The sequence below is a fragment of the Limimaricola sp. AA108-03 genome (assembly GCF_050847355.1).
GTDB lineage: Bacteria > Pseudomonadota > Alphaproteobacteria > Rhodobacterales > Rhodobacteraceae > Limimaricola.
The window spans coordinates 89,032-115,366 of the sequence record NZ_CP193755.1 but is presented as its reverse complement, the minus strand read 5'-3'; the positions used below and the strand labels follow the sequence as shown (position 1 = coordinate 115,366).

The 26,335-nt window shown below is 68.3% G+C and carries 32 protein-coding genes; 17 read left to right on the top strand and 15 right to left on the bottom strand.

The features are described 5' to 3' along the window. Nucleotides 1-28 precede the first annotated feature (28 nt). Nucleotides 29-934 carry a tRNA pseudouridine(55) synthase TruB gene (gene truB / locus ACRAQ3_RS00590; RefSeq protein WP_269395517.1) on the top strand — a complete coding sequence of 302 codons (906 nt, stop codon included), beginning with the start codon at nt 29-31 and terminating at the stop codon, nt 932-934. Between the two features lie 65 nt (nt 935-999). Here truB and ACRAQ3_RS00585 read toward each other — a convergent pair whose 3' ends face one another. The 4 genes from ACRAQ3_RS00585 to rnhA form a co-directional block, all read right to left on the bottom strand. Beyond that, nucleotides 1,000-1,764, bottom strand: a complete 765-nt coding sequence (locus ACRAQ3_RS00585; RefSeq protein WP_432255312.1) for a sulfite exporter TauE/SafE family protein — start codon at nt 1,762-1,764, stop codon at nt 1,000-1,002. 45 nt (nt 1,765-1,809) lie between these two features. Then, on the bottom strand, nt 1,810-3,021 hold the full coding sequence (locus ACRAQ3_RS00580) for an MFS transporter (RefSeq protein ID WP_432255311.1): 1,212 nt from the start codon (nt 3,019-3,021) through the stop codon (nt 1,810-1,812). Nucleotides 3,022-3,145: 124 nt separating this feature from the next. Continuing rightward, entirely contained in the window at nt 3,146-3,874 is a 729-nt protein-coding gene (recO, locus tag ACRAQ3_RS00575; RefSeq protein WP_432255310.1) for a DNA repair protein RecO, read from the bottom strand. A gap of 7 nt (nt 3,875-3,881) precedes the next feature. Then, nucleotides 3,882-4,349, bottom strand: coding sequence for a ribonuclease HI (rnhA, locus tag ACRAQ3_RS00570; RefSeq protein ID WP_432255309.1), 468 nt, complete (start codon nt 4,347-4,349; stop codon nt 3,882-3,884). A gap of 136 nt (nt 4,350-4,485) precedes the next feature. Between rnhA and ACRAQ3_RS00565 the strand changes: the two genes are divergently transcribed. Then, nucleotides 4,486-5,310 (top strand): manganese catalase family protein, encoded by an 825-nt coding sequence (locus ACRAQ3_RS00565; protein ID WP_432255308.1) that lies wholly within the window; start codon nt 4,486-4,488, stop codon nt 5,308-5,310. A 157-nt stretch (nt 5,311-5,467) separates the two neighbouring features. Here the strand turns inward: ACRAQ3_RS00565 and ACRAQ3_RS00560 are convergent, their stop codons facing one another. The 3 genes from ACRAQ3_RS00560 to ACRAQ3_RS00550 all read right to left on the bottom strand — a co-directional run bounded on the left by ACRAQ3_RS00560 (nt 5,468) and on the right by ACRAQ3_RS00550 (nt 7,525). Next, the gene (locus ACRAQ3_RS00560) at nt 5,468-5,902 is read right to left on the bottom strand and encodes a DUF3429 domain-containing protein (protein ID WP_432255307.1); all 435 of its coding nucleotides are present in this window, start codon (nt 5,900-5,902) and stop codon (nt 5,468-5,470) included. Next, nucleotides 5,899-6,858, bottom strand: coding sequence for a 4-hydroxy-3-methylbut-2-enyl diphosphate reductase (gene ispH, locus ACRAQ3_RS00555; protein ID WP_432255306.1), 960 nt, complete (start codon nt 6,856-6,858; stop codon nt 5,899-5,901). The genes ACRAQ3_RS00560 and ispH overlap by 4 nt, the downstream gene beginning before the upstream one ends. Nucleotides 6,859-6,964: 106 nt before the next feature. Further along, nucleotides 6,965-7,525 carry an NYN domain-containing protein gene (locus ACRAQ3_RS00550; RefSeq protein ID WP_085895063.1) on the bottom strand — a complete coding sequence of 187 codons (561 nt, stop codon included), beginning with the start codon at nt 7,523-7,525 and terminating at the stop codon, nt 6,965-6,967. Nucleotides 7,526-7,626: 101 nt separating this feature from the next. On the opposite strand from ACRAQ3_RS00550, the gene folK reads away from it, so the two are divergent. The 13 genes from folK (at nt 7,627) to ACRAQ3_RS00485 (ending at nt 18,557) form a co-directional block, all read left to right on the top strand. Next, nucleotides 7,627-8,220, top strand: a complete 594-nt coding sequence (folK, locus tag ACRAQ3_RS00545; RefSeq protein ID WP_432255305.1) for a 2-amino-4-hydroxy-6-hydroxymethyldihydropteridine diphosphokinase — start codon at nt 7,627-7,629, stop codon at nt 8,218-8,220. Between the two features lie 138 nt (nt 8,221-8,358). Beyond that, nucleotides 8,359-8,712, top strand: a complete 354-nt coding sequence (gene rpoZ / locus ACRAQ3_RS00540) for a DNA-directed RNA polymerase subunit omega (RefSeq protein WP_021692332.1) — start codon at nt 8,359-8,361, stop codon at nt 8,710-8,712. 37 nt (nt 8,713-8,749) lie between these two features. Continuing rightward, the gene (locus ACRAQ3_RS00535; protein ID WP_269395508.1) at nt 8,750-10,900 is read left to right on the top strand and encodes a RelA/SpoT family protein; all 2,151 of its coding nucleotides are present in this window, start codon (nt 8,750-8,752) and stop codon (nt 10,898-10,900) included. A 14-nt stretch (nt 10,901-10,914) separates the two neighbouring features. Beyond that, complete coding sequence (locus ACRAQ3_RS00530; RefSeq protein ID WP_432255304.1) at nt 10,915-11,571, top strand: DUF2062 domain-containing protein; 657 nt, start codon at nt 10,915-10,917, stop codon at nt 11,569-11,571. A gap of 24 nt (nt 11,572-11,595) precedes the next feature. Further along, nucleotides 11,596-12,345, top strand: a complete 750-nt coding sequence (locus ACRAQ3_RS00525; protein WP_432255303.1) for a pyridoxine 5'-phosphate synthase — start codon at nt 11,596-11,598, stop codon at nt 12,343-12,345. Nucleotides 12,346-12,582: 237 nt separating this feature from the next. Beyond that, a complete protein-coding gene (locus ACRAQ3_RS00520; RefSeq protein ID WP_432255302.1) occupies nt 12,583-13,233 on the top strand; it encodes a hypothetical protein in 651 nt (216 codons plus the stop codon). A 171-nt stretch (nt 13,234-13,404) separates the two neighbouring features. Further along, complete coding sequence (locus ACRAQ3_RS00515) at nt 13,405-13,845, top strand: PA2169 family four-helix-bundle protein (RefSeq protein WP_269395504.1); 441 nt, start codon at nt 13,405-13,407, stop codon at nt 13,843-13,845. Nucleotides 13,846-13,961: 116 nt separating this feature from the next. Continuing rightward, nucleotides 13,962-14,369 (top strand): holo-ACP synthase, encoded by a 408-nt coding sequence (gene acpS / locus ACRAQ3_RS00510; protein ID WP_085895068.1) that lies wholly within the window; start codon nt 13,962-13,964, stop codon nt 14,367-14,369. 56 nt (nt 14,370-14,425) lie between these two features. Continuing rightward, nucleotides 14,426-15,586, top strand: a complete 1,161-nt coding sequence (locus tag ACRAQ3_RS00505; protein WP_432255301.1) for an MFS transporter — start codon at nt 14,426-14,428, stop codon at nt 15,584-15,586. Between the two features lie 77 nt (nt 15,587-15,663). After that, complete coding sequence (lepB, locus tag ACRAQ3_RS00500) at nt 15,664-16,515, top strand: signal peptidase I (protein ID WP_269395502.1); 852 nt, start codon at nt 15,664-15,666, stop codon at nt 16,513-16,515. Further along, entirely contained in the window at nt 16,512-17,192 is a 681-nt protein-coding gene (rnc, locus tag ACRAQ3_RS00495) for a ribonuclease III (protein ID WP_269395501.1), read from the top strand. Before lepB ends, rnc begins: the two co-directional genes overlap by 4 nt. After that, nucleotides 17,189-18,226: a GTPase Era gene (era, locus tag ACRAQ3_RS00490; protein WP_432255300.1), complete on the top strand. Its 1,038-nt coding sequence runs from the start codon at nt 17,189-17,191 to the stop codon at nt 18,224-18,226. The genes rnc and era overlap by 4 nt, the downstream gene beginning before the upstream one ends. Further along, nucleotides 18,219-18,557: a DUF1491 family protein gene (locus tag ACRAQ3_RS00485; protein ID WP_269395499.1), complete on the top strand. Its 339-nt coding sequence runs from the start codon at nt 18,219-18,221 to the stop codon at nt 18,555-18,557. The genes era and ACRAQ3_RS00485 overlap by 8 nt, the downstream gene beginning before the upstream one ends. 84 nt (nt 18,558-18,641) lie before the next feature. On the opposite strand, the gene ACRAQ3_RS00480 is transcribed toward ACRAQ3_RS00485, so the two are convergent. Genes ACRAQ3_RS00480 through mbfA form a run of 6 tightly spaced genes read right to left on the bottom strand, consistent with a single transcriptional unit; the run spans nt 18,642 to nt 23,181 of the window. Next, nucleotides 18,642-19,541, bottom strand: coding sequence for an ornithine cyclodeaminase family protein (locus ACRAQ3_RS00480; protein ID WP_432255299.1), 900 nt, complete (start codon nt 19,539-19,541; stop codon nt 18,642-18,644). After that, complete coding sequence (locus tag ACRAQ3_RS00475; protein ID WP_432255298.1) at nt 19,538-20,158, bottom strand: HAD family hydrolase; 621 nt, start codon at nt 20,156-20,158, stop codon at nt 19,538-19,540. Before ACRAQ3_RS00475 ends, ACRAQ3_RS00480 begins: the two co-directional genes overlap by 4 nt. Then, nucleotides 20,155-20,613 (bottom strand): YaiI/YqxD family protein, encoded by a 459-nt coding sequence (locus tag ACRAQ3_RS00470; RefSeq protein ID WP_269395496.1) that lies wholly within the window; start codon nt 20,611-20,613, stop codon nt 20,155-20,157. Before ACRAQ3_RS00470 ends, ACRAQ3_RS00475 begins: the two co-directional genes overlap by 4 nt. Further along, nucleotides 20,610-21,440, bottom strand: a complete 831-nt coding sequence (fghA, locus tag ACRAQ3_RS00465) for an S-formylglutathione hydrolase (protein WP_269395495.1) — start codon at nt 21,438-21,440, stop codon at nt 20,610-20,612. Before fghA ends, ACRAQ3_RS00470 begins: the two co-directional genes overlap by 4 nt. Continuing rightward, a complete protein-coding gene (locus tag ACRAQ3_RS00460) occupies nt 21,437-22,144 on the bottom strand; it encodes a nitroreductase family protein (protein ID WP_432255297.1) in 708 nt (235 codons plus the stop codon). Before ACRAQ3_RS00460 ends, fghA begins: the two co-directional genes overlap by 4 nt. A gap of 59 nt (nt 22,145-22,203) precedes the next feature. Then, nucleotides 22,204-23,181 carry an iron exporter MbfA gene (gene mbfA, locus ACRAQ3_RS00455; protein WP_432255296.1) on the bottom strand — a complete coding sequence of 326 codons (978 nt, stop codon included), beginning with the start codon at nt 23,179-23,181 and terminating at the stop codon, nt 22,204-22,206. A gap of 125 nt (nt 23,182-23,306) precedes the next feature. Here mbfA and ACRAQ3_RS00450 point away from each other — a divergent pair, with 125 nt between their 5' ends. Beyond that, the gene (locus tag ACRAQ3_RS00450; protein WP_269395492.1) at nt 23,307-23,924 is read left to right on the top strand and encodes a TetR/AcrR family transcriptional regulator; all 618 of its coding nucleotides are present in this window, start codon (nt 23,307-23,309) and stop codon (nt 23,922-23,924) included. On the opposite strand, the gene ACRAQ3_RS00445 is transcribed toward ACRAQ3_RS00450, so the two are convergent. Together ACRAQ3_RS00445 and ACRAQ3_RS00440 are read right to left on the bottom strand one after the other, a co-directional pair. After that, the gene (locus ACRAQ3_RS00445) at nt 23,921-24,652 is read right to left on the bottom strand and encodes an NYN domain-containing protein (RefSeq protein ID WP_269395491.1); all 732 of its coding nucleotides are present in this window, start codon (nt 24,650-24,652) and stop codon (nt 23,921-23,923) included. The two genes, ACRAQ3_RS00450 and ACRAQ3_RS00445, sit on opposite strands and share 4 nt — an antisense overlap. A gap of 111 nt (nt 24,653-24,763) precedes the next feature. Further along, nucleotides 24,764-25,894 (bottom strand): S-(hydroxymethyl)glutathione dehydrogenase/class III alcohol dehydrogenase, encoded by a 1,131-nt coding sequence (locus tag ACRAQ3_RS00440; RefSeq protein WP_432255295.1) that lies wholly within the window; start codon nt 25,892-25,894, stop codon nt 24,764-24,766. A gap of 128 nt (nt 25,895-26,022) precedes the next feature. On the opposite strand from ACRAQ3_RS00440, the gene ACRAQ3_RS00435 reads away from it, so the two are divergent. After that, a complete protein-coding gene (locus ACRAQ3_RS00435) occupies nt 26,023-26,304 on the top strand; it encodes an I78 family peptidase inhibitor (RefSeq protein WP_269395489.1) in 282 nt (93 codons plus the stop codon). The last annotated feature ends 31 nt before the right edge of the window (nt 26,305-26,335 follow it).

The following is a 26,335-nucleotide window of genomic DNA, read 5'->3' as shown; positions in this document are numbered from 1 at the left end:
CCTCGCACGCAGGCATCAGGAGGGCCGCATGGCACGCAAGCGCAAGGGCCGCGACATCTCGGGTTGGCTGGTGGTGGACAAGCCCGCGGGCATGACCTCCACGGCGGTCGTCAACAAGGTCAAATGGGCCTTCGACGCCAAGAAGGCGGGCCACGCCGGCACGCTCGACCCCGACGCCACCGGCGTGCTCGCCGTGGCGCTGGGCGAGGCGACCAAGACCGTGCCCTTCATCACCGATGCGCTCAAGGCCTACGAGTTCACCGTGACCTTTGGCGCCGCCACCAACACCGACGATGCCGAGGGCGAGGTGATTGCCCGCTCGGACGCGCGCCCAACGGACGTCGAGATCAAGGAGGCGCTGCACGGCTTCGTCGGCGACATCGAGCAGGTGCCGCCCGCCTTCTCGGCGGTGAAGATCGACGGCCAGCGCGCCTATGCCAAGGCCCGTGCAGGCGAAGAGGTCGAGCTTGCCGCCCGACCGCTCTGGGTCGAGAGCCTGATCCTGCTGGAGCGACCCGACAGCGATCACGCGAAGCTGGAGATGGTCTGCGGCAAGGGCGGCTATGTCCGCTCGATCGCCCGCGATCTGGGCGAGAAGCTCGGCTGCCTCGGCCATGTGCGCGAACTGCGCCGGGTCTGGTCGGGGCCGTTCTCGGCAGCCGAGGGCGTGACGCTCGAGCAGATCGAGGCCGAGGCAAAGTCCGAGGCGCTCGACCGTTTCCTGCGCCCGCTCGAGGACGGGTTGGCCGACCTGCCGCGCGTCACCTGCTCGGCCGAAGCGGCGGGGCGCCTCAGGAACGGCAACCCGGCCCCGGTGATCGCCTCGGGGCTCGACTACGGCGAAGAGGCCTGGGCTGCGCATGAGGGCCGGGCCGTGGCGGTGGGCCGGGTGATGGGACCCGAGCTGCACCCGAACCGGGTCTTCGTGATCTGACATCGGCGCGCCATGCTTCGAGGCATGGCGCGCCGGACGCATCAGAACACGGCGAGCCGCACCCTTCAGAAGACCGCGCGCCGCACGAGGTTCAGCCCGGCGATCAGCAGCACCGCCAGCGTCACCCGGCGGAACGCCTGCTGGTCGATCCGGTCATGCACCAGCCCGCCCAGCATCATTCCCGCCACGGCGGGGACGATCATGAACAGCGAAAACGGCAATGTCGCGCCGTTGAGCACCCCCGATCGCAGATGCGCGCCCGACAGCGCCAGCGCGCCGAGGCCGTAGATCACCCCCTGCACCCGGATCGAATCGCCCTTGGGCGTGTCGATCGCGGTGAGATAGGCCACCGTCGGCGGCCCCCAGACCCCCGACACCCCGCCCACGAAGCCCGAAAAGCCGCCGATCAGCGCCTCGATGCCGTTGGTCTTCTCGGGAAGCTTCGGCTTCCATCCCGACAGCTGCAGCAGCGCGAAGGCCGAGACCGGCGCCCCGATCAGCAGGAACAGCGCCTCGGCCGACAGCACCCGCACCAGCTGCGCGCTGATCGCCAGCATCACGCCGCCCACGATCAGGTAGACCCGAAAGCGCTTTACCGTCGACGCCGCCGCGCGGCCGCCCTGCCGCAGCGCCTGCATGCCGTTTGTCACCAGCGTCGGTGCGATCAGCGCCGCGAGCGCCAGCTCGGGCGGCAGGAACAGCGACATGGCCGAGATCATGATCATCGGCATGGCGAAGCCGACCATGCCCTTCACGATGCCCGCGCCGAAGCCCACGAGGACGGAAAGCAGCAGCAGCTGCGGCGGCATCAGCTCGGCGAAGGGAAGCATGCGGTCTCCGGGGGTTGCGTTGCCGCCCCTGTGGCCCGGCGTCGCTCAGACGGCAAGGGGACGCGGCGCGCCGAGCCGCGGGTGCAGCTTCGCCGCAATGGCCGAGGCCGCGGCCATGCCGGCCCCGCAGGCCGCGAACACCCCCGCCACCGGCGCCACGGTCAGCACCAGCCCGGCCACCGCCGGGGTGAGGATGCCCGACACGTCGCGAAAGCTCGCATAGACCGCGGCCATCTCGGTGCGCTCGGACGGCTTCACCGCCATCAGGAAGGGCAGCCCAGCGCAGACGTCGAGCATCACCAGGCAAACCGATCCCGCCATCAGGGCGGCGAGCGCCGCCCATGGCGCGCCGGAGAGAAGCGCCGCCGCGACGAATAGCGCCGCCGCGACGGCGAAGCTGCCGCGCACCGCGAAACGCACGCTGGTGCGCTGCACCAGCCGCAGCATCAGGGGCGTGGTGAACAGCAGCGCGTTCGACAGCGACAGCATCACCCCGCCGAGCCGGTCTCCCAGACCCTGCTCGATGCAGAAGATCGGCAGGTAGACGATGTAGACCCACCAGCCGCAGGAGCGGATCACCGCGAAGAGCCAGCCCGCCACGAGGCGCGGCTGCGCGCCGAAGCGTCCGAGAAACGCCAGCGGGTTCGGCGCCGGTCCCCGGGCCCGGACGATCTGCCGGCCATTGCCGAGCCGCATCCGCCAGAACGCCGCCACCACCGCGAGCGCCATCGCTCCCGCCAGCAGGAACGGCGCCGGATACCACCAGTCGAGCAGGATCACTCCCAACGCCGGGCCGACCATCCACGACGCCGCCGAATAGACCAACCGCGTCGATTCGTTGCGCCCCAGATCGCTGCGCGCGATGTGATCGAGCACATAGGCGTTGAAGCAGACCATCCACAGCACCGTCGCCCAAGCGTTCGACGCGAGACCCAGCGCCAGCAGCCCCGGCCGCCCGGTCAGGGCGAGCCCGGTGCCCAGCCCGTAGAACAGTCCGACCCCGGTGAACAGCCAGCGCCGGGGTACGCGCCTGTTCACCCAAGGCAGCAGCAGCCCGCCGCAAAGCGACGAGATCCCCACCGCGAAGTAGATCACGCTCACCAGCGCGGCGTCGCCAAAGGCGCGGTAGAGCGCCAGCGGCATCACCGAGAGCAGGATGCCCCGTACCCCGGCCTCCAGCGCCGCCAGCCTCGCGAAATCCTCGACGCGTGGCGTCGGCGAATGGGTGAGGAAGATCGGGGCGCGGGGGGTGACCATGAGGCGACTCGCATCGACGGCAGACACTTCCTCCTTGCGCCCGCCGCTCCCGCCCCGGCTGTGCCGGACGCGACATCGCGATGTCGTATCGGGGCCAAACGCACGGGGCGGCGGAACCGCGCCGTCATCCGCTTCGCGCGATCGCCTCGATCAGCCGGCCACGCGCCGGGGGCAGCGGCCGGTCGCCAGATCCCGGCAGCAGCCGGTGCTCGATGAACCAGCCGGTGGTGCCCAGCGCCGCGACGATGTCCTGCGGCCCGGCCTCGCCCTCGCCGCGCAGCACCGGCGGCAGCGGCAGCAGCTTCGCGGCCCAGGCCCCCGCCCCCGCCCGGCTTACCGCGCGGCCCGATTTCGGGCTGACCAGCTCCAGCCCCTCGGTCTCGCCGGTGACCGCGCAGCGCGTGAGGTCGAGCGCGAAGCCCATCTCCTCCAAGAGCGCCATTTCCCAATGCAGGTAGGCCAGCGGCCAGAGCTCACTCTCGCCTAGCAGATCCAGAAGCGCCATGGTCCGGTCGTAGAGCGGCGGGTGCGGGTCGCGCTCGGGCAGCACGCTGACCAGCAGCGCCGCGACCGCGTTGAGGCCGGCCAGCGCCAGCCGGTCCTCCATCACCTGCGCGGCGCGAGAGCGCAGAGGCTCGAAGGTGAAATTGCCCAGATGCTCGCCCAGTCGCGCCTTCCAGGTGAGATCGAGCTGCGAGCCGGGTTGCAGCAGCGGCGCGATGCGGCGCGAGCCGCCGCCGCGAACCACGCCCGCATGCAGCCCGTGGCCGCGGGTGAACACCTCGACGATGGCCGAGCCCTCGCCATGGCGGCGCACCCGCAGGAGCGCGCCCTCTTCGCGCCACTCGATCATGCGCGGATCACGCGCGGGCGCGACCCGGCTTGAACGGCGCCATGCCGGCGCGGGCCAGCTCGTCGGCGCGCTCGTTCTCGGGATGGCCGGCATGGCCCTTGACCCAGGTCCAGGTCACCTCGTGCCGCGCCGCCGCCTCGTCGAGCCGGCGCCACAGATCCTCGTTCTTCACCGGCTTGCCGGTCGAGGTCCGCCAGCCCTTGCGCTTCCATCCCGCCATCCACTCGGTGATGCCCCCCTTCACATAGGCACTGTCGGTCACGACGGTAAGCTTGGAGGGCTTGCCCAGCGCCTCGAGCGCCGCGATCGCCGCCATCAGCTCCATGCGGTTGTTGGTGGTCATCGCCTCGCCGCCCTTGAGCTCGCGCTCCTTGGTGACGGTGTCACCGTCCTTGGCCTGCAGCAGCGCGCCCCAGCCGCCGGGGCCGGGATTGCCCGAGCAGGCGCCGTCGGTGAAGGCGAAGATCTTGGCCATAGGGGCGTCCTTGGTCAGGGGGTCGGGGCGTTCCCTTTAAGCGAAGCTCCGCCGTCCGGCAACGTACCATGCGGAACTCGCCTCCCGGGTGAGGATGTTCAATCGGGGTGACTTAACCGAATGCGGAGCCCTTCCCATGTTCCACCACTCCTCCAAGCTTCAGTACCAGGTGCGCGTCGACAAGCCCTCACCGGCCTTCGCCAAATATCTCCAGCAGGCGATCGGCGGCGTCGAGGGCGAGATCCGCGTCGCCATGCAGTACTTCTTCCAGGCGATGGGCGCGCGCGGCGACAGCAAGTACCGCGACATGCTGATGATGACCGCGACCGAGGAGCTGAGCCATATCGAGTTTCTCGGCCACGCCGTGGCGCTCAACCTCGAAGGCGCGCCGGTCGAGGTGCAGGACGAGGCCGCGAAGGACCCGGTCGTGCATGCGATCCTGGGCGGCATGAATCCGCGCCACATCCTCAGCTCGGGCCTTTCGGCGATGCCGGTGAACGCGAACGGCGTGCCGTTCGACATGAGCCATGTCTACGCCACCGGCAACCTCGCCGCCGACATGATGGCCAATGCCACCGCCGAATCGGGCGGCCGGGTGCTGGCTTCGCGGCTTTACAACATGACCGACGACGCGGGCATGAAGGACATGCTGTCCTTCCTGATCGCCCGCGACACGATGCACCAGCAGCAGTGGCTGGCGGTGATCGAGGAGCTGGGCGGCTGGGAAAAGGCGTTGCCGATCCCGAACTCGACCCCCGAGGAGCACGAGGCGACCGAGCACAGCTACTACTTCCTCAATACCTCGCTCGACGAGCCGACCCCCGAGGGCCGCTGGACCTCCGGTCCCTCGCTCGACGGGCGCGGCACCTTTTCGAGGAAGGACAAGCCCGAACCGCTGGGCCAGAAACCCGATCTCGGCAAGTCCAAGCCGAAATCCGGCACCCAGACCGACCAGCAATGAGTTCAGAAGGGGCGGGCTTCCGGGCGCGCCCCTTCCCTTTCATCTTTCTTCAAATACGCAGATTCGACACCAGCCGTGCGCGAGGTGCCGAACGTGGTGCCCGCCGCCAGCCGGGGGATTTGCGTATTTGGGGAAAGATGAACCTCAAGGAGTGCTCTTAAAACAGCGGCAGTGTCAGGCAGATCACGACGAGACCGGTGAGCAGCAGCCGCAAGCGCAGCCACCAGCCCGGCGCGAGGCCATGTTTCTGGAAGCCCGCATCGAGCGCCAGAAGGCCAAGAAAGCCGGCGATCAGCACCAAGCTCGACCGCTCCCAGCCGCCACCGACGAGGAAGGCGACCCAGAGCGCGGGGAGGGTCGAGACGCCGTAACCGATGGCAGCGGCGCGGCCGCTGATCTTGGTCGCGAAGCCCCACAGCACGCCGGACATGAAGCTCAGGATCACGCTGCCATAAAACACTTGGACGTAGGGTCCGACCAGCCTCTGCGGCAGCCAGCCTGGCACGAGGCCGGGAAACCACGTCGTCAGCAGCCCCCAAGCGAAGGGAAGCACCCCCGCGAGCCCGAGGAGCAGGGCCGCGGGCGGGATCACGCAGGTTCGCGCAGGATGCGGGGCACCTTGAATTCGACGTTTTCCTGCGCCGTCTCGACCAGCTTCACGGTGACGTCGAAGCGGGCGCGGAAGGCATCGATCACCTCCTGCACCAGCACCTCGGGCGCGCTCGCCCCGGCCGTGAGGCCGAGCGAACGGATGCCGTCCAGCGCGCGCCAGTCGATCTCGGTGGCGCGCTGCACAAGCTGCGCATAGCCGCAGCCCGCCTTGGCCGCGACCTCGACCAGCCGCTTGGAGTTCGATGAGTTCGGCGCCCCCACCACGAGCAGCGCGTCGCACCGGGGCGCCATCGCCTTCACCGCTTCCTGCCGGTTGGTGGTGGCGTAGCAGATGTCCTCTTTTCCGGGTCCCTTGATCGCCGGAAAGCGCGCCTTCAACGCCGCGACGATGCCGGCGGTGTCATCGACAGACAGGGTGGTCTGGGTGACGAAGGCGAGTCGCTCGGGATCGCGCACGGCGACGGTGGCGACATCGGCCTCGGTTTCGACCAGCAGCACCTCGCCCTCGGGAAGCTGGCCCATGGTGCCGATGGTCTCGGGGTGGCCCGCATGACCGATCATGATCATCTGCAGCCCCTCGGCCGCGTGCCGCGCCGCCTCGTTATGGACCTTGGTCACCAGCGGGCAGGTCGCGTCGACCGCGATCATCTCGCGCCGCGCCGCCTCGGCCGGGACCGATTTCGCTACGCCATGCGCCGAGAAGATCACCGGCCGGTCGTCGGGCGCCTCGTCCAGCTCCTCCACGAAGACCGCCCCCTTGGCGCGCAGGTCATCGACCACGAAGCGGTTGTGCACGATCTCGTGGCGCACATAAACCGGCGTCCCCCATTTCTCGAGCGCCATCTCGACGATCTTGATGGCGCGGTCGACGCCGGCGCAAAAGCCGCGCGGCGCGGCCAGATGGAGCGTCAGGGGCGGCAGGGTGGTCTCGGGCATCGGGGGCCTCCGGGGCGCGCTGGCCGGTGGATTGCGATGCCGCACAGCTAAGCGTTCCGACGCCCGAGGTCCAGCGGCCATCCCGACGGCACGCCTGCGCGGCGGCTCATTCCTCGTTCGCGGCCGCCGCACCGTTCTGGCGTGGCGCCCGGCCGATCACCTCGCGCAGCTCCTCGAGCTCGATGAAATTGTCGGCCTGGCGGCGCAGCTCGTCGGCGATCATCGGCGGGGTGGAGCGGATCGACGACACCACCGAGACCCGCACGCCGCGCCGCTGCAACGCCTCGGCCAGTGCCCGGAAATCGCCGTCACCGGAGAACAGCACCGCATGGTCGATGCGATCCGCGAGGTCGAGCGCATCGACCGTCAGCTCCACGTCCATGTTGCCCTTGATCTTGCGCCGCCCCTGCGCGTCGGTGAACTCCCGCGCGGGCTTGGTGCGCATCGCGAAGCCATTGTATTGCAGCCAGTCGACCAGCGGCCGGATCGGTGAGTACTCATCGCCATCGAGCAGCGCGGTATAGTAGTAGGCCCGGATCAATCGACCCCGCCGCAGGAACTCCTGCCGCAACAGCTTGTAGTCGATATCGAATCCCAGCGCCTTGCCGGTGGCATGCAGATTGGCTCCGTCGATGAACAGGGCCAGTCTCTCGTCCCGATAAAACATTGTGGAAAATTCCTTGATAAAATATCGCCGAAGCTTGCCGGATCGATCTCTTGGCGGACCTTCCGCACTCCTGCCCCTCTTTGTCTGGGAAAATCAAGCGAATGGCGCAAGATACACATATCGACACCTCGCCCGGCGGACGGCAGGCCCTGATCGCGCTGGGCGCCAATGCCGGCTCGCCCGCGGGCGCGCCCGACGCGACGCTGCGCGCCGTCATGGCGCGGATCGAGGCGCTCGGCACCGGTGCGCGGCACAGCCGCCTGTGGCGTAGCCCGGCTTTCCCGGCGGGCAGCGGCCCCGATTTCGTCAACGCGGCGACGGCGATCGAGACAGAGCTCGGCGCCGAGGCGCTGCTAGCGGCACTGCACGAGATCGAAGCCGAGTTCGGCCGCGAACGGCGCACCCGCTGGGGACCGCGCAGCCTCGATCTCGACCTCCTGGCGCTGGGCGATCTGCTCTGCCCTGACCTCGCCGGCTGGTTGCTCTGGCGCGATCTGCCGCTCGATCGTCAGGCCCGCGAGGCGCCCGACCGGTTGGTCCTGCCGCATCCGAGGTTGCAGGATCGCGGCTTCGTCCTGCTGCCGCTGTCGGAGGTCGCGCCGGACTGGCGCCACCCCGTCACCGGATTCGACGTGGTGGCGATGCGCGATGCGCTGCCGCCCGGGGCGCGCGAGGGGCTGGAGCCGCTTGGCTGAACCGGGCCGTCCGGCCCGTCCCACCCCCGGCCCACCTTGTGTTCCGCCGCCCGGCGCTGTATGCGTGCGCTTTCGAGGCCGTGCCGCGCGATTCCGCGTGCGGCCGCCCTTTGCCCAACCCGAGATGGGAGTCGTCCGATGGCCCGCGTGACAGTCGAAGATTGCGTTGACAAGGTTCCGAACCGGTTCGAGCTGGTGATGCTCGCCGCGCATCGCGCCCGCGAAATCACCTCCGGCGCGCCGCTCACGGTCGCCCGCGACAACGACAAGAACCCCGTCGTGGCGCTGCGCGAGATCGCCGACGAGACCCAGCAGGCCGACGATCTGCGCGAGCGGATGATCGAGGCGCACCAGACCCAGATCGAGGTCGATGAGCCCGAAGCCGATTCGATGTCGCTCCTGATGAGCCAGGAAGCCGACAAGCCGGCGCAGGACGACATGAGCGAAGAGCGCCTGCTGCGCGAGCTGATGCAGGTCCAGAAAGAGGGCTGATCGCAGCCCGCACCAGGCCGGGGGGTAGGACGCCCAGATGACATCCGCAGACGAGCTGATCGCTCTGGTCCGCAGTTACAACCCGGCCACCCGCGACGCGTTGATCCGCGACGCCTATGCCTTCGGCGAAGAGATGCATGAAGGGCAGTTCCGCAAGTCGGGCGAGCCTTATTTCATGCATCCGGTCGCCGTGGCGGTGATCCTCGCCAAGCAGCAGATGGACGATGCCACCATCGTCACGGCGCTGCTGCACGACACGATCGAGGACACGCGCGCCTCGTTCTCGGAGGTCTCCAAGCGCTTTGGCCGCGAGATCGCCGAACTGGTCGATGGCGTCACCAAGCTGACCAACCTGCAGTTGTCCTCGACCCGCACCAAGCAGGCCGAGAACTTCCGCAAGCTGTTCATGGCGACCTCGCGCGACCTGCGGGTGACGCTGGTCAAGCTCGCCGACCGGCTCCACAACATGCGCACGATCCGCTCGATGCGGCCCGAGAAGCAGGCCCAGAAGGCGCGCGAGACGATGGAGATCTACGCGCCGCTGGCGGGCCGGATGGGCATGCAGTGGATGCGCGAGGAACTCGAGGACCTCTCGTTCCAGGTCCTCAACCCCGAGGCGCGCAACTCGATCATCCGCCGCTTCATTATGCTCCAGAAGGAGGCCGGCGACGTCGTCGAGAGGATCACCTCCGACATGCGGCTCGAGCTCGACCGGGCGGGCATCAAGGCCGACCTGTTCGGTCGCGCGAAGAAGCCCTATTCGATCTGGCGCAAGATGCAGGAGAAGGATCAGGGCTTCTCGCGGCTTTCCGACATCTACGGCTTTCGCGTCATCACCGACAACGAGGCCGACGCCTACCGCGTGCTCGGCGTGATCCACCAGCGCTGGCGCGCCGTGCCGGGCCGGTTCAAGGATTACATCAGCCAGCCGAAATCCAACGGCTACCGCTCGATCCACACCACCGTCTCGGGCCGCGACGGCAAGCGGGTCGAGGTGCAGATCCGCACCCGCGAGATGCACGAGGTCGCCGAGACCGGGGTCGCCGCGCATTGGTCCTACCGCGACGGCCTGCGGGTCGAGAACCGCTTCGCGGTCGACCCGGCGCGCTGGATCGCCCAGCTGACCGAGCGGCTGGAGACGGGGCATGACGACGAGGATTTTCTCGAGGCCGTGAAGCTCGAGATGTATCAGGACCAGGTGTTCTGCTTCACGCCCAAGGGCGAGGTGATCAAGCTGCCGCGCGGCGCCACGCCGATCGACTTCGCCTTCGCGATCCACACCCGGATCGGCAGCGCCTGCGTCGGCGCCAAGGTCGACGGGCTGCGCGTGCCGCTCTGGACCCGACTGAAGAACGGCCAGTCGGTCGAGATCATCACCGCCGACGGGCAGCGCCCGCAGGCCAGTTGGATCGAGATCGCGGTCACCGGCCGCGCCAAGGCCGCGATCCGCCGCTCCTTGCGCGAAGAGGACCGCGAGCGCTTCGTGAAGCTTGGTTCCGAGCTGGTGCGCGTGGCCTTCGAGAACGTGGGCCGCCGCGCCACCGACAAGGCGCTTCGGACCGCTGCCCGGACGATGGGGCTGGAGAGCGCCACCGAGCTTCTGGCGCGGTTGGGCTCGGCCGACATCACCACCCGCGAGGTGGTGCAGGCGCTCTATCCCGAGCTGGCCGCGCGCGGCGACACCCAGGAGGTCGCGCAGGAGCGCGCCGTCGCGGGCCTCGCCGCCGGGCAGAGCTTTCGCCGCGCGCCCTGTTGCCAGCCGGTGCCGGGCGAACGCATCGTCGGCATCACCTTTCGCGGTCAGGGCGTGGTGATCCACGCGATCGACTGCCCGACGCTGGCGCATTACGAGGAACAGCCCGAGCGCTGGGTCGATCTGCGCTGGCAGGACGGCACCCATGGCGCCGTCAACACCGTGAGCCTCGACCTGACGATCACCAACGATGCCGGCGTGCTGGGCCGGATCTGCACGCTGATCGGCGAGCAGTCGGCCAACATCTCGGACATGACCTTCCTCGACCGCAAGCCCGATTTCTACCGCATCCTCGTCGATGTCGATCTGCGCGACGCCGAGCATCTGCACCGGGTGATGACCGCGCTCGAGGCCGAAAGCCACGTCTCCTCGATCGAGCGGCATCGCGACCCGTCGCGCGCCCTGCCCCACGCCCCGGCCCCGGCCGGGGGCTGAGCGGGAGCGCGCGCGTGGTCTTCAAGCGGCGCGACAGGCGGTCGGTGGGCCGCGCGGTGGCCGAGGCGCTCTATCCGAGGGGCGGCTGGCGCCGCGCCTTCGGCTACGTGAAGCACCGGTTGCAACGCCTGCCCGACACGCCCGAGAAGATCGGGCGCGGCATCTTCGCCGGGGTGCTGGCGAGCTGGACCCCGTTCTACGGGCTGCATTTCATCATCGCCGTGATCTTTGCCAAGATCGGCCGGGGCAACATGCTGGCGGCGCTGCTCGGCACCTTCTTCGGCAACCCGCTCACCTATGTGCCGATCGGCGTGGTGGCGTTGCAGACCGGCTATTTCATCATGGGCCGGCCGCCGCATCGCGACATCGAGACCTCCCTGATGGGCAAGTTCGGTGCCGCCGGGCAGGATCTGTGGCACAATTTCGGGGCGCTGTTCGGCCCCGACCGCGCCGATTGGCGGGGGCTGGCGCTGTTTTATGACGACGTGTTCCTGCCCTATCTTGTGGGGGGCATCCTGCCGGGGCTGATTTCGGCCTTCGCCAGCTACTGGCTCTTCGTGCCGGTGATCTCGGCCTACCAGAACCGCCGCCGCCGCAAGCTGCGCGCCAAGCTGCAGGCGCTTGGAAAAAACCCGTCCACCCCGGCTGACGGGGCGGCGGGACCGGACTAGTCTGCGCCCCAAAGGAGACAGATGATGACGGATCTCAGGCTCGGCGTGAACATCGACCACGTGGCCACGGTGCGCAACGCGCGCGGTGGCGACACGCCCTCCCCGGTGCGGGCGGCGAAGCTCGCCGAGGAGGCGGGCGCCGACGGCATCACCGCGCATCTGCGCGAGGATCGCCGCCACATCTCCGATGCCGATATCGAGGCGCTGATGGCGGCGCTGAAGGTGCCGCTCAACTTCGAAATGGCCGCTACCGATGAAATGCAGGCGATCGCGCTGCGGCACCGGCCCCACGCCGTCTGCATCGTTCCCGAAAAGCGCGAGGAGCGCACCACCGAAGGCGGACTCGAAGTCGCGAAGGACGAGAACCGGCTGGCACATTTCATCGCGCCCCTGCGCGAGGCGGGCTGCCGGGTATCGATCTTCATCGCCGCCGACCGGCCGCAGATCGATGCCGCCGCCCGGATCGGCGCGCAGGTCGTGGAGTTGCATACCGGGGCCTATTGCGACGCCCATGCGGCCGGGGATACCGCCACGCGCGACGCCGAACTGGCGAAGATCACCGATATGGCGACCCATGCCCATGCGCTCGGCCTCGAAGTGCATGCCGGGCACGGGCTGACCTATGACACGGTCGGGCCGATCGCCGGGCTGCCGGAAGTTCGCGAATTGAACATCGGCCATTTCCTGATCGGCGAGGCGATCTTCCGCGGGCTGTCGCCCGCCATCGCCGAGATGCGTCGCCGGATGGAGGCCGCGCGGCGAGTGTTGCGCTGAACGGGTTCCCGCTTCGGGCGATCACGATTTCCGCCTTCACGTGGCAAGGGCCGGTTTTCGCAAGTCTTTGCCAAGGCCTTGGCAATTTTCTGCCAGACGGTGGGGCATCGCGGCGCTGCCTGAAAAACCGGCAGGAACGAGACGCCGTCGCAGCCGTTCTGCCCTTCGAGACCGCCGGGGCCCACTCACCCCCCTAACTGCCCCGGCCGGTCAGAATACTGGAGGAAAGGAACGATTATGTTCATGAAGTCCAAGAGTCTCGTCGCCGCCGCTGCCCTCACCGTCGCCGCCTCGGGCGCCTTTGCCCAGGGTCAGGAGGGCCTCGTCAACATATCCGTGGACGACAACACCGTGCAGGTGCCGGTGAGCGTCGCGGCCAATGTCTGCGATCTCGACGTCAACGTGCTGTCCGGCCAATTCGTGGGATCGGACAAGACCGCCTGTGAAATCGACCAGGAAACCGCTGCCGCGAACGGCATCGATACCGGTTCGAATGGCGGGTCGGGCAACGGCCAGCAGGAAGGCCTCGTCAATCTCTCGGTCGATGGCAACACCGTTCAGGTGCCGGTGGGCGTGGCCGCCAATGTCTGCGACGTCGACGCCAACGTGATCGCCCAGCAGATCAAGGGCACCGACGACAGCGCCTGCGAGATCGATCAGGAGACCGCCGCCGAGAACGGCATCGACACCGCGGGCCTGAGTGACAGTGACATGACCAACGCAACGGATGCGGCCGAGGACGCGGCGGAGAACACGGTGGAGAACGCCGAGGAAGCCGCCGAGAACACGGTCGAGACTGGCGAGAACGCCCTCGATAACGTCGAGGAGACCGCCGAGGACGCGCAGGACAACCTCGAGGAGACCGCCGAAGACGCGACCGACAGCTGATTCGTCCAGTACGACCCAAAGGGAGCGTCCGGCCACGGGCCGGGCGCTTTCTCTTGCTCCCAAACACCCGTGGATACAGCAATTTTTCCCACCGAATCAGGACCGATCATCGGTGTTGGGCGTTGTTATCCCGAAGCCCCTTGCGGGCGAAAACATGACATGGAGGACATCATGGCCGACCATCTCGACACTCTCAAGAAACTGCACACCCGCGTCATCGACAGCCGCGACGGCTACAAGCACTCGCGCGAGGAAGTGAAGGACGAGCGCGGCTTCGTCGGCTTCTTCGACCGCCGCATCGCCGAGCGCGAGCAATTCCACACCGTGATCCATCGCCAGCTTGGCGCCGAGGGCGTCGAGGTGAGCGAGAGCGGCTCCACCGCCGCCGCGGCGCATCGTGGCTGGCTGTCTCTCAAGGATTCGCTGACCGGCGACGACGAGGCGGTCTATGACGAGATCATCAATGGCGAAGAGCAGCTCCTGAAGCTCTATGACGAGGCGATCGAGGCCACCGCCGGCAAGCCGGAATGGTCCTTCCTCGCCACCCAGCGTGCCGATGTCGAAAAGGCGCTGAGCGAGGCGCGCTCCGAGAAGATGCGCCACGCGGCCTGATCCACCGCCCTTTCGGTTCCGAAGGCGCCGTCCCCCCCGGGGGCGGCGCTTTTTCGGCGCTGGCCTCGATCCCCACACAGATTGCCCGCCCTCCCGGCATCGGCTACCCAAGGCCCATGATACTGGGCATCGGCACCGACCTCGCGAATATCGACCGCATCGCCGGCGTCCTCGAACGCCATGGCGACCGGTTTCGCAATCGTGTCTTCACCCCGGTCGAACAGGCCAAGGCCGAGCGCCGCCGCGACGTGGCCGGCACCTATGCCAAGCGCTGGGCCGCCAAGGAGGCCTGTTCCAAGGCGCTGGGCACCGGCCTGCGCATGGGCATCGCTTGGAAGGACATGGCGGTGTCGAACCTTCGCACCGGCCAGCCGGTGATGGAGGTGACGGGCTGGGCCCGGGAACGGCTCGACGCGATGACCCCCGTGGGCCACGAGGCGATCATCCACGTCACGCTGACCGACGACCACCCCTGGGCCCAGGCTTTCGTGGTGATCGAGGCACGGCCCCTCGCAGGGCATTGATGCTCGCGGCGACGCGCAGACGGGTCGGGGGCAATCGCGGTCTCGGACCGCTTCTGTTGGCGCAGCTACCCGCGGATTTCGCCGACTGGCTCGATTTCGTCGCCGTGACCGCGCTTCTGACCTTCACCTGGTCCGCGCCCACCCATGCCTATGCGTGGCTCGCGGTGGGGCTGGGCCTGCCCTATCTGACGGTCGGTCTTTTCGCCGGCGCGCTGGTCGACCGGCTCGATCTGAACCGGGTGCTGGTCTGGTCCAATATCGGCCGCGCTATGGCGACGGCCGCGCTGATCCTCGCGCCGAACTGGCAGGTGCTCGTCACCATCATCTTCGCGCGCGGTTGCGCCGACGCCTTCTTTTCGCCCGCCAAGCAGGCGGCACTTCAGGCCCGTACCATGGAGGCCGATCTGGTCTTTGCCAACGGGCTCAGCCATTCGATCAATCAGTCGAGCAAGATCGCCGCACCTGCGCTGGGCGGCGCGATGCTGGCCTTTCTCGACCCGCAAGGGGTCTTCGCTTTCAACGCCGCCGTTTCGGTGCTGGCGGGCGTGGTGCTGTCGCGTCTCGATCCGTTCGAGCGTCCGGGCCCGGCCCGTGCGCCGCGCCCGATCCTGCACGACATCGCCGAGGGGATGCGGCTGGTACGCCAGAGCCCGGTGCTGGGTGCCGCGATCACGCTGATGGCGCTCGGCTTTTTCGCGATGTTCTTCTACGACACGCTGATCGCGCCGTTGATCGAAGCGCTGGGGCAGGACGCGACGGCGCTCGGCCTGTGCCTTGCCGCCCTCGGGACCGGTGGCGTTCTGGGCGGGCTGCTCTTGGGCGGCACGCGTGGCATATCCGGCGCCTTTGGCACCGTCGCGGCGGGCAATCTCGCCTCGGCGCTGATTCTCGGCGGCATCGGCCTGGCCGAGATCGCGGACTGGCTCGCGCCGCTACCGCTACTTCTGGCCCTGTTCGCGCTGGCGGGCGTGGTGTCGGCGCTGGCGCTCGTACCCTACAGGGCGCTGATCCAGTCGGGGGCCAATGCGGGCGGGGTCGGCCGGGTCTCGGCGCTGTCGGAGGCGGCGAACATGGCGGCGCTGCTGATCGCGCCGTTCCTCGGTGCGGCGCTGGCCGAGGCGGTGTCCGTCGGCGCGGCCTTCGTCGCGGGTGCCGCGATCACGCTCGTGATCGCGCTGGCGGCGCTGGGGCTGGCCTTGCGGTTTCGCGCGCGCTAGATGGCGCCTCTGGCGGTTTCCTTGACTAATCCCCCCGCCCCCCGCATGTAGCCCCGAAACCCCGAGGGACCCATCGCATGGCCAGCAGATCCGATACCGAGAAGCAGGGCTTCGTCCACAGCGTGTGGGAAACCGTCAAGACGGTGTTCTGGGCGCTGCTGATCGCGGGCATCTTCCGCACCCTGTTCTTCCAGCCGTTCTGGATTCCCTCGGGCTCGATGAAGGACACGCTGCTGATCGGCGATTTCCTCTTCGTCAACAAGATGGCCTATGGCTACTCCTACGCCTCCTGCCCCTCGGTACGGCTGGATTCGATCGGCATCGACATCTCGGCCGAGGATGTCTGCGGCTGGGCCAAGGGCGACAACGACCGGCTCTGGGGCGAATACCCCGAGCGCGGCGACGTGGTGGTGTTCCGCCACCCCGTGACCGGAGAGGATTTCATCAAGCGCGCCATCGGCCTGCCCGGCGACCGGATCCAGGTCCGCGACGGGCGGCTCTTCATCAATGACGAGGCGGTGGGCCTCGAGCCCGCCGGCACCTTTACCGAGGTGATGGAACGGCAGGGGCCGCAGGGCCTGCTGCCGCGCTGCCGCAACGGCGCGGTCGGCATGGGAGCCACCTGCGAGAAGACCCGCTATACCGAGACGCTGCCCAACGGGCGCAGCCATGACGTCCTCGACATTACCACGCAGTCGTCGGACAATACCGGCGTCTACACCGTTCCCGAGGGGCATCTGTTCTTCATGGGCGACAACCGCGACAACTCGACCGACAGCCGGGTGCCGCAGAACGCGCGCGGCGTGGGCTTCGTGCCCTTCGAGGATCTCGTGGGCCGGGCCGACCGGATCATGTTCTCCTCGGCGGGCCGCTCGATGCTGGCCTTCTGGACCTGGCGCTCCGACCGCTTCTTCAAGGCGGTCGAGTGAAGCTTTCGGCCGAACTCCGTGCCTTCGCGGCCCGGCTGGGGCACGAGTTTTCGCGCCCTGAGCTGCTGTCGCGCGCCGTCACCCATGGCTCGATCTCCGGGCCGATGCGCGATGACAACCAGCGGCTCGAATTCCTGGGCGACCGGGTGCTGGGCCTGGTGATGGCCGAGGCGCTGCTCGAGGCGGATCGAAACGCCACCGAGGGCCAGATCGCGCCGCGCTTCAATGCGCTGGTGCGCCGCGAGACCTGCGCCGAGGTGGCCCGCGAGATCGAGATCGGCGCGGTGCTGCGGCTGGGACGCTCCGAGATGAAGTCCGGCGGCCGCCGCAAGGAGGCGCTGCTCGCCGATGCGATGGAGGCGGTGATCGCCGCGGTCTATCTCGATGCGGGCTTCGAGGCGGCCAAGCGGGTGGTGCGCGGGCTCTGGGGCGACCGGGTGAACCGGGTCGAGGAAGATGCGCGCGATCCCAAGACCGCGCTTCAGGAATGGGCGCAGGCGCGCGGCGAGCCGCCCCCTGCCTATGCGGAGACCGACCGCGAGGGACCGGACCACGCGCCGGTCTTCACGATCGAGGTCAGGCTGGCCTCCGGCGCCGCGGAGAGTGCCACTGCGGGGTCGAAACGGCAGGCGGAACAGGCGGCCGCGGCCGCGCTTTTGAAACGGGTGAGCGAATGAGCGAGCACGACCAGACGCCGGAAGGCGAGGACACCCCGGGCGCCGCTCAGGGCGCAGGCCCCGAGGCGCTGCACGAGGATGACCTGCCGGGCGCGCCGATCGGCGGCGACCAGCATGGCGAGGATGGCCCGACCCGCGCCGGTTACGTGGCGCTAATCGGCGAGCCGAACGCCGGCAAGTCGACCCTGCTGAACCGTATGGTCGGCGCCAAGGTGTCGATCGTCACCCACAAGGTGCAGACCACCCGCGCCCGCATCCGCGGCGTCGCGATGGAGGGGCGCTCGCAGATCGTCTTCGTCGACACGCCGGGGCTGTTCCGGCCGCGCCGCAGGCTCGACCGCGCGATGGTCGCCGCTGCCTGGAGCGGCGTCGCCGATGCCGACATGGTGGTTCTGCTGATCGAGGCGCATCGCGGCATCACCGACGGCGTGAGGGCGATCCTCGACTCCCTGCCCGAGCGGCTCGGTCGCAAGCCGGTGGCGCTCGCCATCAACAAGATCGACAAGGTGAAATCCGAGGCGCTGCTGAAGCTCGCGCAGGACTGCAACGCCGCGCATCCCTTCGTGAAGACCTTCATGATCTCGGCCGAGCGCGGCCACGGTGCCGCCGATCTGAAGGAATGGCTCGGCGCCGAAATGCCCGAAAGTCCCTGGCTTTATCCCGAGGACCAGCTTGCCGACCTGCCGCTGCGGATGATCGCCGCCGAGATGACGCGCGAGAAGCTGACGCTCAGGCTGCATCAGGAGCTGCCCTACGAGCTGACGGTCGAAACCGAGAGCTGGCAGGAGCGCGAGGACGGCTCGGCCCGCATCGACCAGATGATCTATGTCGCCCGCGAGGGCCATAAGGGTATCGTTCTGGGCAAGGGCGGCGAGACGATCAAGGCCGTCTCCAAGGCCGCACGCGAGGAGCTGGCGGAGTTTCTCGGACGAAAGGTGCACCTGTTCCTGCAGGTGAAGGTGCGACCGAACTGGCTCGAGGAAAAGGAACGCTATTCCGAGATGGGCCTCGATTTCCGCGATGGGAATGGCTGAGCCGCGGCTTGCCTCGGGCATCTGGGTCTCCGCCTATCTGGCCCGTCTCAGGCTGCACGACATCCCCGCCTTCGTCACCGCCAAGGGCGACGAGACGGCGGGCGCGGTGCTGATCAAGTCCAACACGCTCGACGGGCAGGCGCGGCTCCATCAGCGCAGCCTCGACCTGATGACCGGGGCGCGGGCCTGGATCGTGCTGGCCGAAGGGCCTGAGCCGGAGGTCGATGCCAGCATCGAGAAGCAGAAACGCTTCGACCCCGATTTGTGGGTGATCGAGGTCGAGGACCGCGCGGGCCGGACGCTTTTGGACGAGCCGGGGCTGGCCGACTAGGCGAGGCCGTCCCGGGCCCCGATCGCTCATGCGAGCGCCGGGGCGATCTCATTACCTGTCGATCTCCCGCCTCCCGAGCCCGGCTCAGGCCGACCGCCAGCGCTCGAGGATGTGCCGCGCCACCATCAGGTCGAGATGCGCGCCGCCGCCATTCTTGAACAGCGTGATCTCCTCCTCGCTTTCGCGCCGGAACCGCTCGGGCTCCGAGAACTCCGCCACCACGTCCTCGCGCGCGATCGCCCCCGCCTCCAGCGGGATCTTCAACTCGCCGATATGATCGAGCGTGGTGGCGCGCGCATCGACGAAGATCCGTGCCCGCTGCAACGCCCGGTCGTCGGTCTCGCGCATCTGGGGCGTGAAGGCGCCGATCAGGTCGAGATGCGTGCCGGGGCGCAGCCAGTCGCCCCGTACCACCGGCGCCTTCGCCATGGTCGCGCAGGTGACGATGTCCGCGCGACCCACTGCCGCTTCCAGATCCTCGGCTATGGCGATGTCGGGGTGTTTCGCCTTCAGCCGCTCCGCCCCCTCGCGCGAGCGGTTCCAGACCGTGAAGCGCGCGTCGGGAAAGGCCGCGCCATAAGCCTCGCGCAGCGAGGAGGCGACATTGCCGGCCCCGACGATCAGGATCTCGCGGCTGTCGGGGCGCGCGAGTTTCATCGCACCTAGCAGGCTGTCGGCGGCGGTCTTCCACTTGGTGACGAGGTGGAAGTCCACCACCGCCTCCAGAGTGCCGTCAGCATCCGAGAGCAGGTTCACCGCGCCGTTGATGCTGGGGCCGTCATTGCCCGGAAAGATCGTCGCGACCTTCACCGCGATCCCCAGCCCCTCGATCCAGGCGGAGCGGTTCAGAAGCGTATCCTCGCCCCGGTAGAGGAAGGTGTCGGTGACCTGAGCGGGCGGCAGTTCGTGCCCCGCCTCGATCGCGCGGGCCATGGCGATCCAGTCCAGCCTGGCCTCGGCCTCGGGCGGGACGATCTCGGTCATGCGGCCTCCGCTTCGCTCAGCAGCCCCTCGGCCACCAGCCTTTCGGCCAGCCCCTCGGGCCTGGTGAAATGATGGGTCTGCCAGCCGCGCGCATGGGCAGCCGCGATGTTGTCGGCGCGGTCGTCGGTGAACAGGAGCCGCTCCGGCGCCACGCCGGTGTCGCGCTCCAGCCGCTCGTAGATCGGCGCGTCGGGCTTGGCCATGCGCAGATGCCCCGAGACGAAGAGCGCATCGAACTCGGCGAAGACTGGGTAATGGGCACGGGCGATCTCGAAGGTCTCGACCCCGAAATTCGACAGCGCGAAGACCGGCACGCCACGTGCCTTCAGCGCCCTGAGCAGCCGCCCCGAGCGCGGGATCTCCGGGCTCGCCATCTCGATCCAGCGGTCGTGCCACAGCATGATCTCGGCCGCGCGCGCGGGATGCGCCCGGGCCAGGGCACTTACCTGCCCATGAAAGCTTTCGCCCAGATCGACGCGCTCGTTCATCCCGTGCAGGTCGACCGCGCCGAACAGCTCGGCCCGGCGCTCGGGTCCGATCACCGCATCATAGACCCGCTCGGGGTTCCACTCGATCAGCACGTTGCCGATGTCGAAGACCACCGCCTCGATATTCACGATCCCGTCCCTTCCGTCTTGGCCTTGCGCAGGGCCCGTTCCAGCGCGTCGAGAAACCGCGAGCGGTCCGCCTTGGTGAATCCCTTGCCGCCGCCCTGTCGGAACGGATCGGCGGCGCGGATATCGGCCATCAGGTCGCGCGTCGCCAGCACGTTGCCGATATTGGCCTGCGTCAGCGGCTCGCCATTGTGCCTGAGCACCTGCGCCCCCGCCTCGACGCATTTCGCGGCAAGCGGGATGTCGTTGGTGATGACCACGTCCCCCGCCTTGGCACGATCGGCGATCCACATGTCGGCCACGTCCGGCCCCTCGGGCACGATCACCGTCTCGACATAGGGGTTCTGCGACGGGCGCAGCCCGCCATTGGAGACGATCGCCACCTTCATCTTGTGGCGGGTGCCCACCGTCTCGCATTCGGCCTTCACCGGGCAGGCATCGGCATCGACATAGATCATGACCACAGCGCCGCGGCGTGGAAGTCGACGTGGTCCTCGATGAAGGACGACACGAAGAAATAGCTGTGATCGTAGCCGCGCTGAAGGCGCAGCGTGCCGGGCTGACGCCGCTCGGCCATCGCGCGGGCGAAATGCTCGGTGCCGAGCTTGTCGCCGAACTGGTCGGCGGTGCCGGTGTCGATCAGCAGCGGCCCGTCGAAGCCGGTCTTGGTCATCAGGAGCGTCGCGTCGTGGCGGGCCCATGTGGCCTCGTCCGCGCCGAGATAGGCCGCGAATTGCCGCCGTCCCCACTCGCTCTGCGTCGGGTGGCAGATCGGCGCGAAGGCCGAGACCGAGCGGTAACGCCCCGGCAACCGCATCGCCATGGTCAGCGCGCCATGCCCGCCCATCGAATGACCGGTGATCGACTGGCGGCCCTCGTCGATGGCGAACTGTCCCTCCAGCAGACCGGGCAACTCCTCGGTCACGTAATCCCACATCTGGTAATGCTCGGCCCAAGGGTCCTCGGTGGCGTTGAGGTAGAACCCCGCCCCCTGCCCCATGTCGAAGCCGTCGTCGTCGGCCACGCCCGCTCCGCGCGGCGAGGTGTCGGGAAACACCAGCGCGATGCCCTGCTCGGCGGCCCAACGCTGCGCGCCCGACTTGGTCATCGCGTTCTCGTGGGTGCAGGTGAGACCCGACAGGAACCACAGCACCGGCACCGGGCCTTCCTGCGCCTCGCTCGGCAGGAACAGTCCGAAGGTCATCTCGGTGCCGGTCGCCTCGCTGGCATGGGAATAGACCCCCTGCACGCCGCCGAAGCAGGTGTTCTCGCTGATCGTCTTCATGTCGTCTCCGTCTGCGCCCCGATCACCGTCAGGATCTCTTCGAGCGGTTTCTTGTTCAATGCCGCCGTCGGCACGGTGGCGTCTTCGGCGGGGTGGCCCACCGCGAGGATCATCACCGGCTTTTCGGCCACCGGGCGGTCGCATAGCTCTGTGAGGAATTTCATCGGGCTCGGCGTGTGGGTGAGCACCGAGAGCCCCGAAAGATGCAGCGCGCCAATCAGGAAGCCGGTGGCGAGGCCGACGCTCTCGGGCACGTAGTAGTGCTTATAGCGCGAGCCGTCGGGCCGGGTGCCCCAGCGCTGCGCGAAGACCACGATCAGCCAGGGCGCCACCTCGAGATGCGGCTTCGAGGCCCCGGTGCCGATCGGCTCCAGCGCGGCGATCCACTCGTCGGGCGCGCCGCCACCGTAGAAGGCGCGCTCCTCCTCCTCGGCCGCGGCGCGGATCCGCGCCTTCATGTCCGGGTCCGAGATCGCGACGAAATGCCAAGGCTGCTGGTTCGCGCCCGATGGCGCGCGCCCGGCCGTGGCGATCGCCGTCTCGATCACCTCGCGCGGCACGTGGCGGTCGCAGAATTCGCGCACGCTGTGGCGGGTCGCCATCGCGTCGAAATGCGTGCGGGCGGCCTCGACCATCGCCGCGTCGGTCATCTCGCGTCGGTCCGGCAACGGCGTGGGCCTGTAATTCGTCGTCTCGAAGCTCATCGCGCCCTCCCCTTGCGAGTGGGCAGTCTCTCCAATGCCCCTGCCGGGCGCAACCCGCCTCAGCCGCCGCCGATCAGCACCCCCGCCGCGAAGACCAGCGAACCGCCCAGTACCACTTGGAAGGCGGCGCGGAAGAACGGCGTGTCCATGTAGCGGCTCTGGATCCAGGCGATGGCCCAGAGCTCGACGAAGACGATCACGATGGCTGTGATCGTCGCGGTCCAGAAATGCGGGATCAGGTAGGGCAGCGCGTGTCCCAACCCGCCGATCGTGGTCATGATCCCCGTGGCGAGGCCGCGCTTGATCGGCGAGCCGCGCCCGGAAAGCTGCCCGTCATCCGAGGCGGCTTCGGTGAATCCCATCGAGATGCCCGCGCCGACGCTGGCGGCGAGCCCGACGAGGAAAGTGGTGTGGGTGTCCTGCGTGGCAAAGGCGGTGGCGAAGATCGGCGCCAGGGTCGAGACCGAGCCATCCATCAGCCCCGCCAGCCCCGGCTGCACGTAGGTCAGCACGAACTGCCGCCGCGCCGCGTGGTCCTCGTCGGCGCGGGCCTCGTGGTGCAAATGCTCCGCCGCCAGCGTCTGCGCGGTGTTCTGGTGCCCCGCTTCGGCGGCGGCGAGATCACCCAGAAGCGTGCGGGTCGCGGCGTCGCGCGCATGGGCGGCGGCGCGCGCGTAGAAGGCCCCGGCCTCGCGCTCCATCTCGGCCGCTTGGGCTCGGATCGTCTCGAGCCCGAGATTCTCGACCAGCCAGACCGGACGGCGGGTGTGGAACCCCGCCACGTGCTCGCGGCGCAAAAGCGGGATCACCTCGCCGAAACGGTCGCGGTGCAGCGCGATCAGCTGGCGCCGGTGATCATCCTCCTCCTCGGCCATGCCGTCGAACACCGCGGCCGTGGCCGGGTACCCGGTGCGCAGCCGCTCGGCATAGAGCCTGTAGATCCGTGCATCGTCCTCCTCGGAGGAGATCGCCAGCGCGAGGATCTCCTGTTCGCTGAGATCGTTGAATCGGCGTCGGGAGGAGAATCCGGGAATCATGACCGCACCTTCTTTAGAACGATTCCAATCTACCGCTGCATCCGGGTGACGCAACCCGGCGTCACGGCATGGCTGGCCGTCGCCCGGCGGGATGCCTATGCTGTCGACGATCCACAGGAGACGAGATGACCGCCGAGGCGCAAGAGATCCGCAAGGGCCGCAAATACGACCAGGTGCTGGAAGGGGCACGCGAGGTGTTTCTCGGGGAAGGATTCGAAGGCGCCAGCGTCGACGACATCGCCCGCGCGGCGGGCGTCTCGAAGGCGACGCTCTACAGCTATTTCCCCGACAAGCGGCTGCTGTTCCTGGAAGTGACCCGCAACGAGTGCCGGCGCCATGCCGACAATGCGCTGTCCGAGGTCAAGGGTTCGGGCCCGCCGGACAAGGTGCTGCGCATGACGGCGCGGCGGATGATCGCCTTCTACACTTCCGATTTCGGGCTGCGGGTCTTCCGCGTCTTCGTCGCCGAAAGCGCGCGTTTTCCCGATATCGGTCGCGCCTTTTATCGCAGCGGCCCGGAGATGGGCCGTGCGCTGCTCGTGGAGTACTTCCGCGAGGCGGTGGAGCGCGGCGAACTGGTGATCGAGGATTTCGAACTGGCGGCCGACCAGTTCCACGAGCTGTGCCGGGCCGACCTGTTCTACCGGGCCATCTTCAGCGTCACCGACCAGTTCACCACCGAGGAGTGCGACCGCGTCGCCGATGGCGCGGTCGATACCTTTCTGGCCCGCTACGGCGCCTAGTCCTTGCGCCGCACCTGCAGCTGGTTGCCCTGCTTGCGGGTCTCGAAGCGCTTGAGCTCCTGCACCAGCTCGGACAGCTTGCGCTTGCCGTAGCTGCGCACGTCGAAATCCGGATTGTCGGCGGTGATGTACTGGCCGATCGGCCCGAGCGGGTACCACTCGTCGTCATCCTGCTCGATCTTGTCCATCGCCCGCAGGATCAGCGGCACCGCCTCGAGCGGCGACTTCTTGCCCGCCGGTGCGGCCGGCGTCTCGCCCGTCGCGGCGTCGGGCTTGGTGGCCACCGGTTCGTCCACGATGTTCTCGATCAGCACGAAGCGGTTGCAGACGTTGCGCAGGCTCTCGGGCGCTTTGGCTTCGCCAATGCCGATCACGTCGAGCCCCTGCTCGCGGATACGATTGGCCAGGGCGGTGAAATCGCTGTCCGAGGACACCAGCACGAAACCGTCGAAGCGGCCCGTATGCAGGATGTCCATGGCATCGATCACCAGGCCGATATCGGAGGCGTTCTTGCCCTTGGTATTGGCGGTTTCCTGATGCGCCACAAGCCCGAGCGCCCGGACATTATCGGCCCAACCGCGCAGCCGCTCGGCCGACCAGTCGCCATAGACCCGCCGCAGCGCCGGCTCGCCGAAGGAGGTGATCTCCTTGAGGATCGGCTTGGCGAAGCGCGCCGGGATGTTATCGGCGTCGATCAGCACGGCATAGAGCGGGCGGGTCTCGGGCATCTGGTCCTCCTGAGTTTCACTCGCCCATCGCGCCCCCGCCCCGCGGCGTCAAGCCGGGCGGGGGCAAAACTCTTGCAAGAGTTTTGGCAAGGATCTTCGAAGATCCTTGTCTCAGTAGACCACGACCGAGCGGATGCTTTCACCCGCATGCATCAGGTCGAAGCCCTTGTTGATCTCGTCGAGCTTCAGCTGATGGGTGATCATCGGGTCGATCTCGATCTTCCCTTCCATGTACCAGTCGACGATCTTCGGCACGTCGGTGCGGCCGCGCGCGCCGCCGAAGGCGGTGCCCTTCCAGGTGCGGCCGGTGACCAGCTGGAACGGCCGGGTCGAGATCTCGGCCCCCGCCGGCGCCACGCCGATCACCACCGAGACGCCCCAGCCGCGATGCGCCGATTCCAGCGCCTGCCGCATCACCGTGACGTTGCCGGTGCAGTCGAAGGTGTAGTCCGCACCGCCGATCAGGTCGCCGCGCCGCTTGGTCATGTTGACCAGATGCGGGACGATGTCGCCGTCGATCTCCTTGGGGTTCACGAAATGGGTCATGCCGAAGCGCTCGCCCCATTCCTTCTTGTCGTTGTTGAGATCGACGCCGATGATCATGTCGGCGCCGGCAAGCCGCAGCCCCTGGATCACGTTGAGGCCGATGCCGCCCAGCCCGAACACCACCGCTGTGGAGCCCATCTCGACCTGCGCGGTGTTGATCACCGCGCCGACGCCGGTGGTGACACCACAGCCGATGTAGCAGATCTTGTCGAAGGGCGCGTCCTCGCGCACCTTGGCGAGCGCGATCTCGGGCAGCACCGTGTGGTTCGAGAAGGTCGAGCAGCCCATGTAGTGCAGGATCGGGTCGCCATCGAGCGTCGAGAAGCGCGAACTGCCGTCGGGCATCAGCCCCTGGCCCTGGGTGGCGCGGATCGAGGTGCACAGATTGGTCTTCTGGCTCAGACAGGACGGGCATTGCCGGCATTCGGGGGTGTAGAGCGGGATCACGTGATCGCCGGGCTTGAGCGAGGTCACGCCTTCGCCGACCTCGACCACCACGCCCGCGCCCTCATGCCCGAGGATCGCCGGAAACAGCCCCTCGGGATCGGCACCCGACAGGGTGAATTCATCGGTATGGCAGATGCCCGTGGCCTTGATCTCGACGAGGACCTCTCCCGCCTTGGGGCCTTCGAGATTGACCTCCATGATCTCGAGCGGCTTACCGGCCTGGGTGGCGACTGCGGCACGTGTGCGCATGGGGTGACCTCCGTGTTGGCACGCGCCGGGAAGGCGACGCGCTTCCGCGTCAAGGTCGCGGAAAGCGCGGCCGAGATCAATGCCGCAGCCTCTTGCGCGGGACCGTGCGCCGGGTCAGGCTCGGCCCCATGCGATACCTGATCCTGCCCCTGCTCCTCGCGGCCTGCGCGGCCTATCCTCCGGCGCCCGAACCGGTCCCGTCCCCACCTGCGGCGGAGCCCGGCGCCTGCGGCGCGGCCGAGCGTCAGAGACTTGTCGGTGCGCCGGTCACCGCGCTCGAGCGCGAGCTGATCCTCGGTCCGGTGCGGATCATCCGGCCCGGGGACGTGGTGACGATGGATTTCCGCCCCGACCGGATCAATTTCGAGATCGACGCCCTGGAGCGGATCGCCCGGGTCTATTGCGGCTGAATGGCCGTGGCTTGGCTCGCCCCGCGCCGGA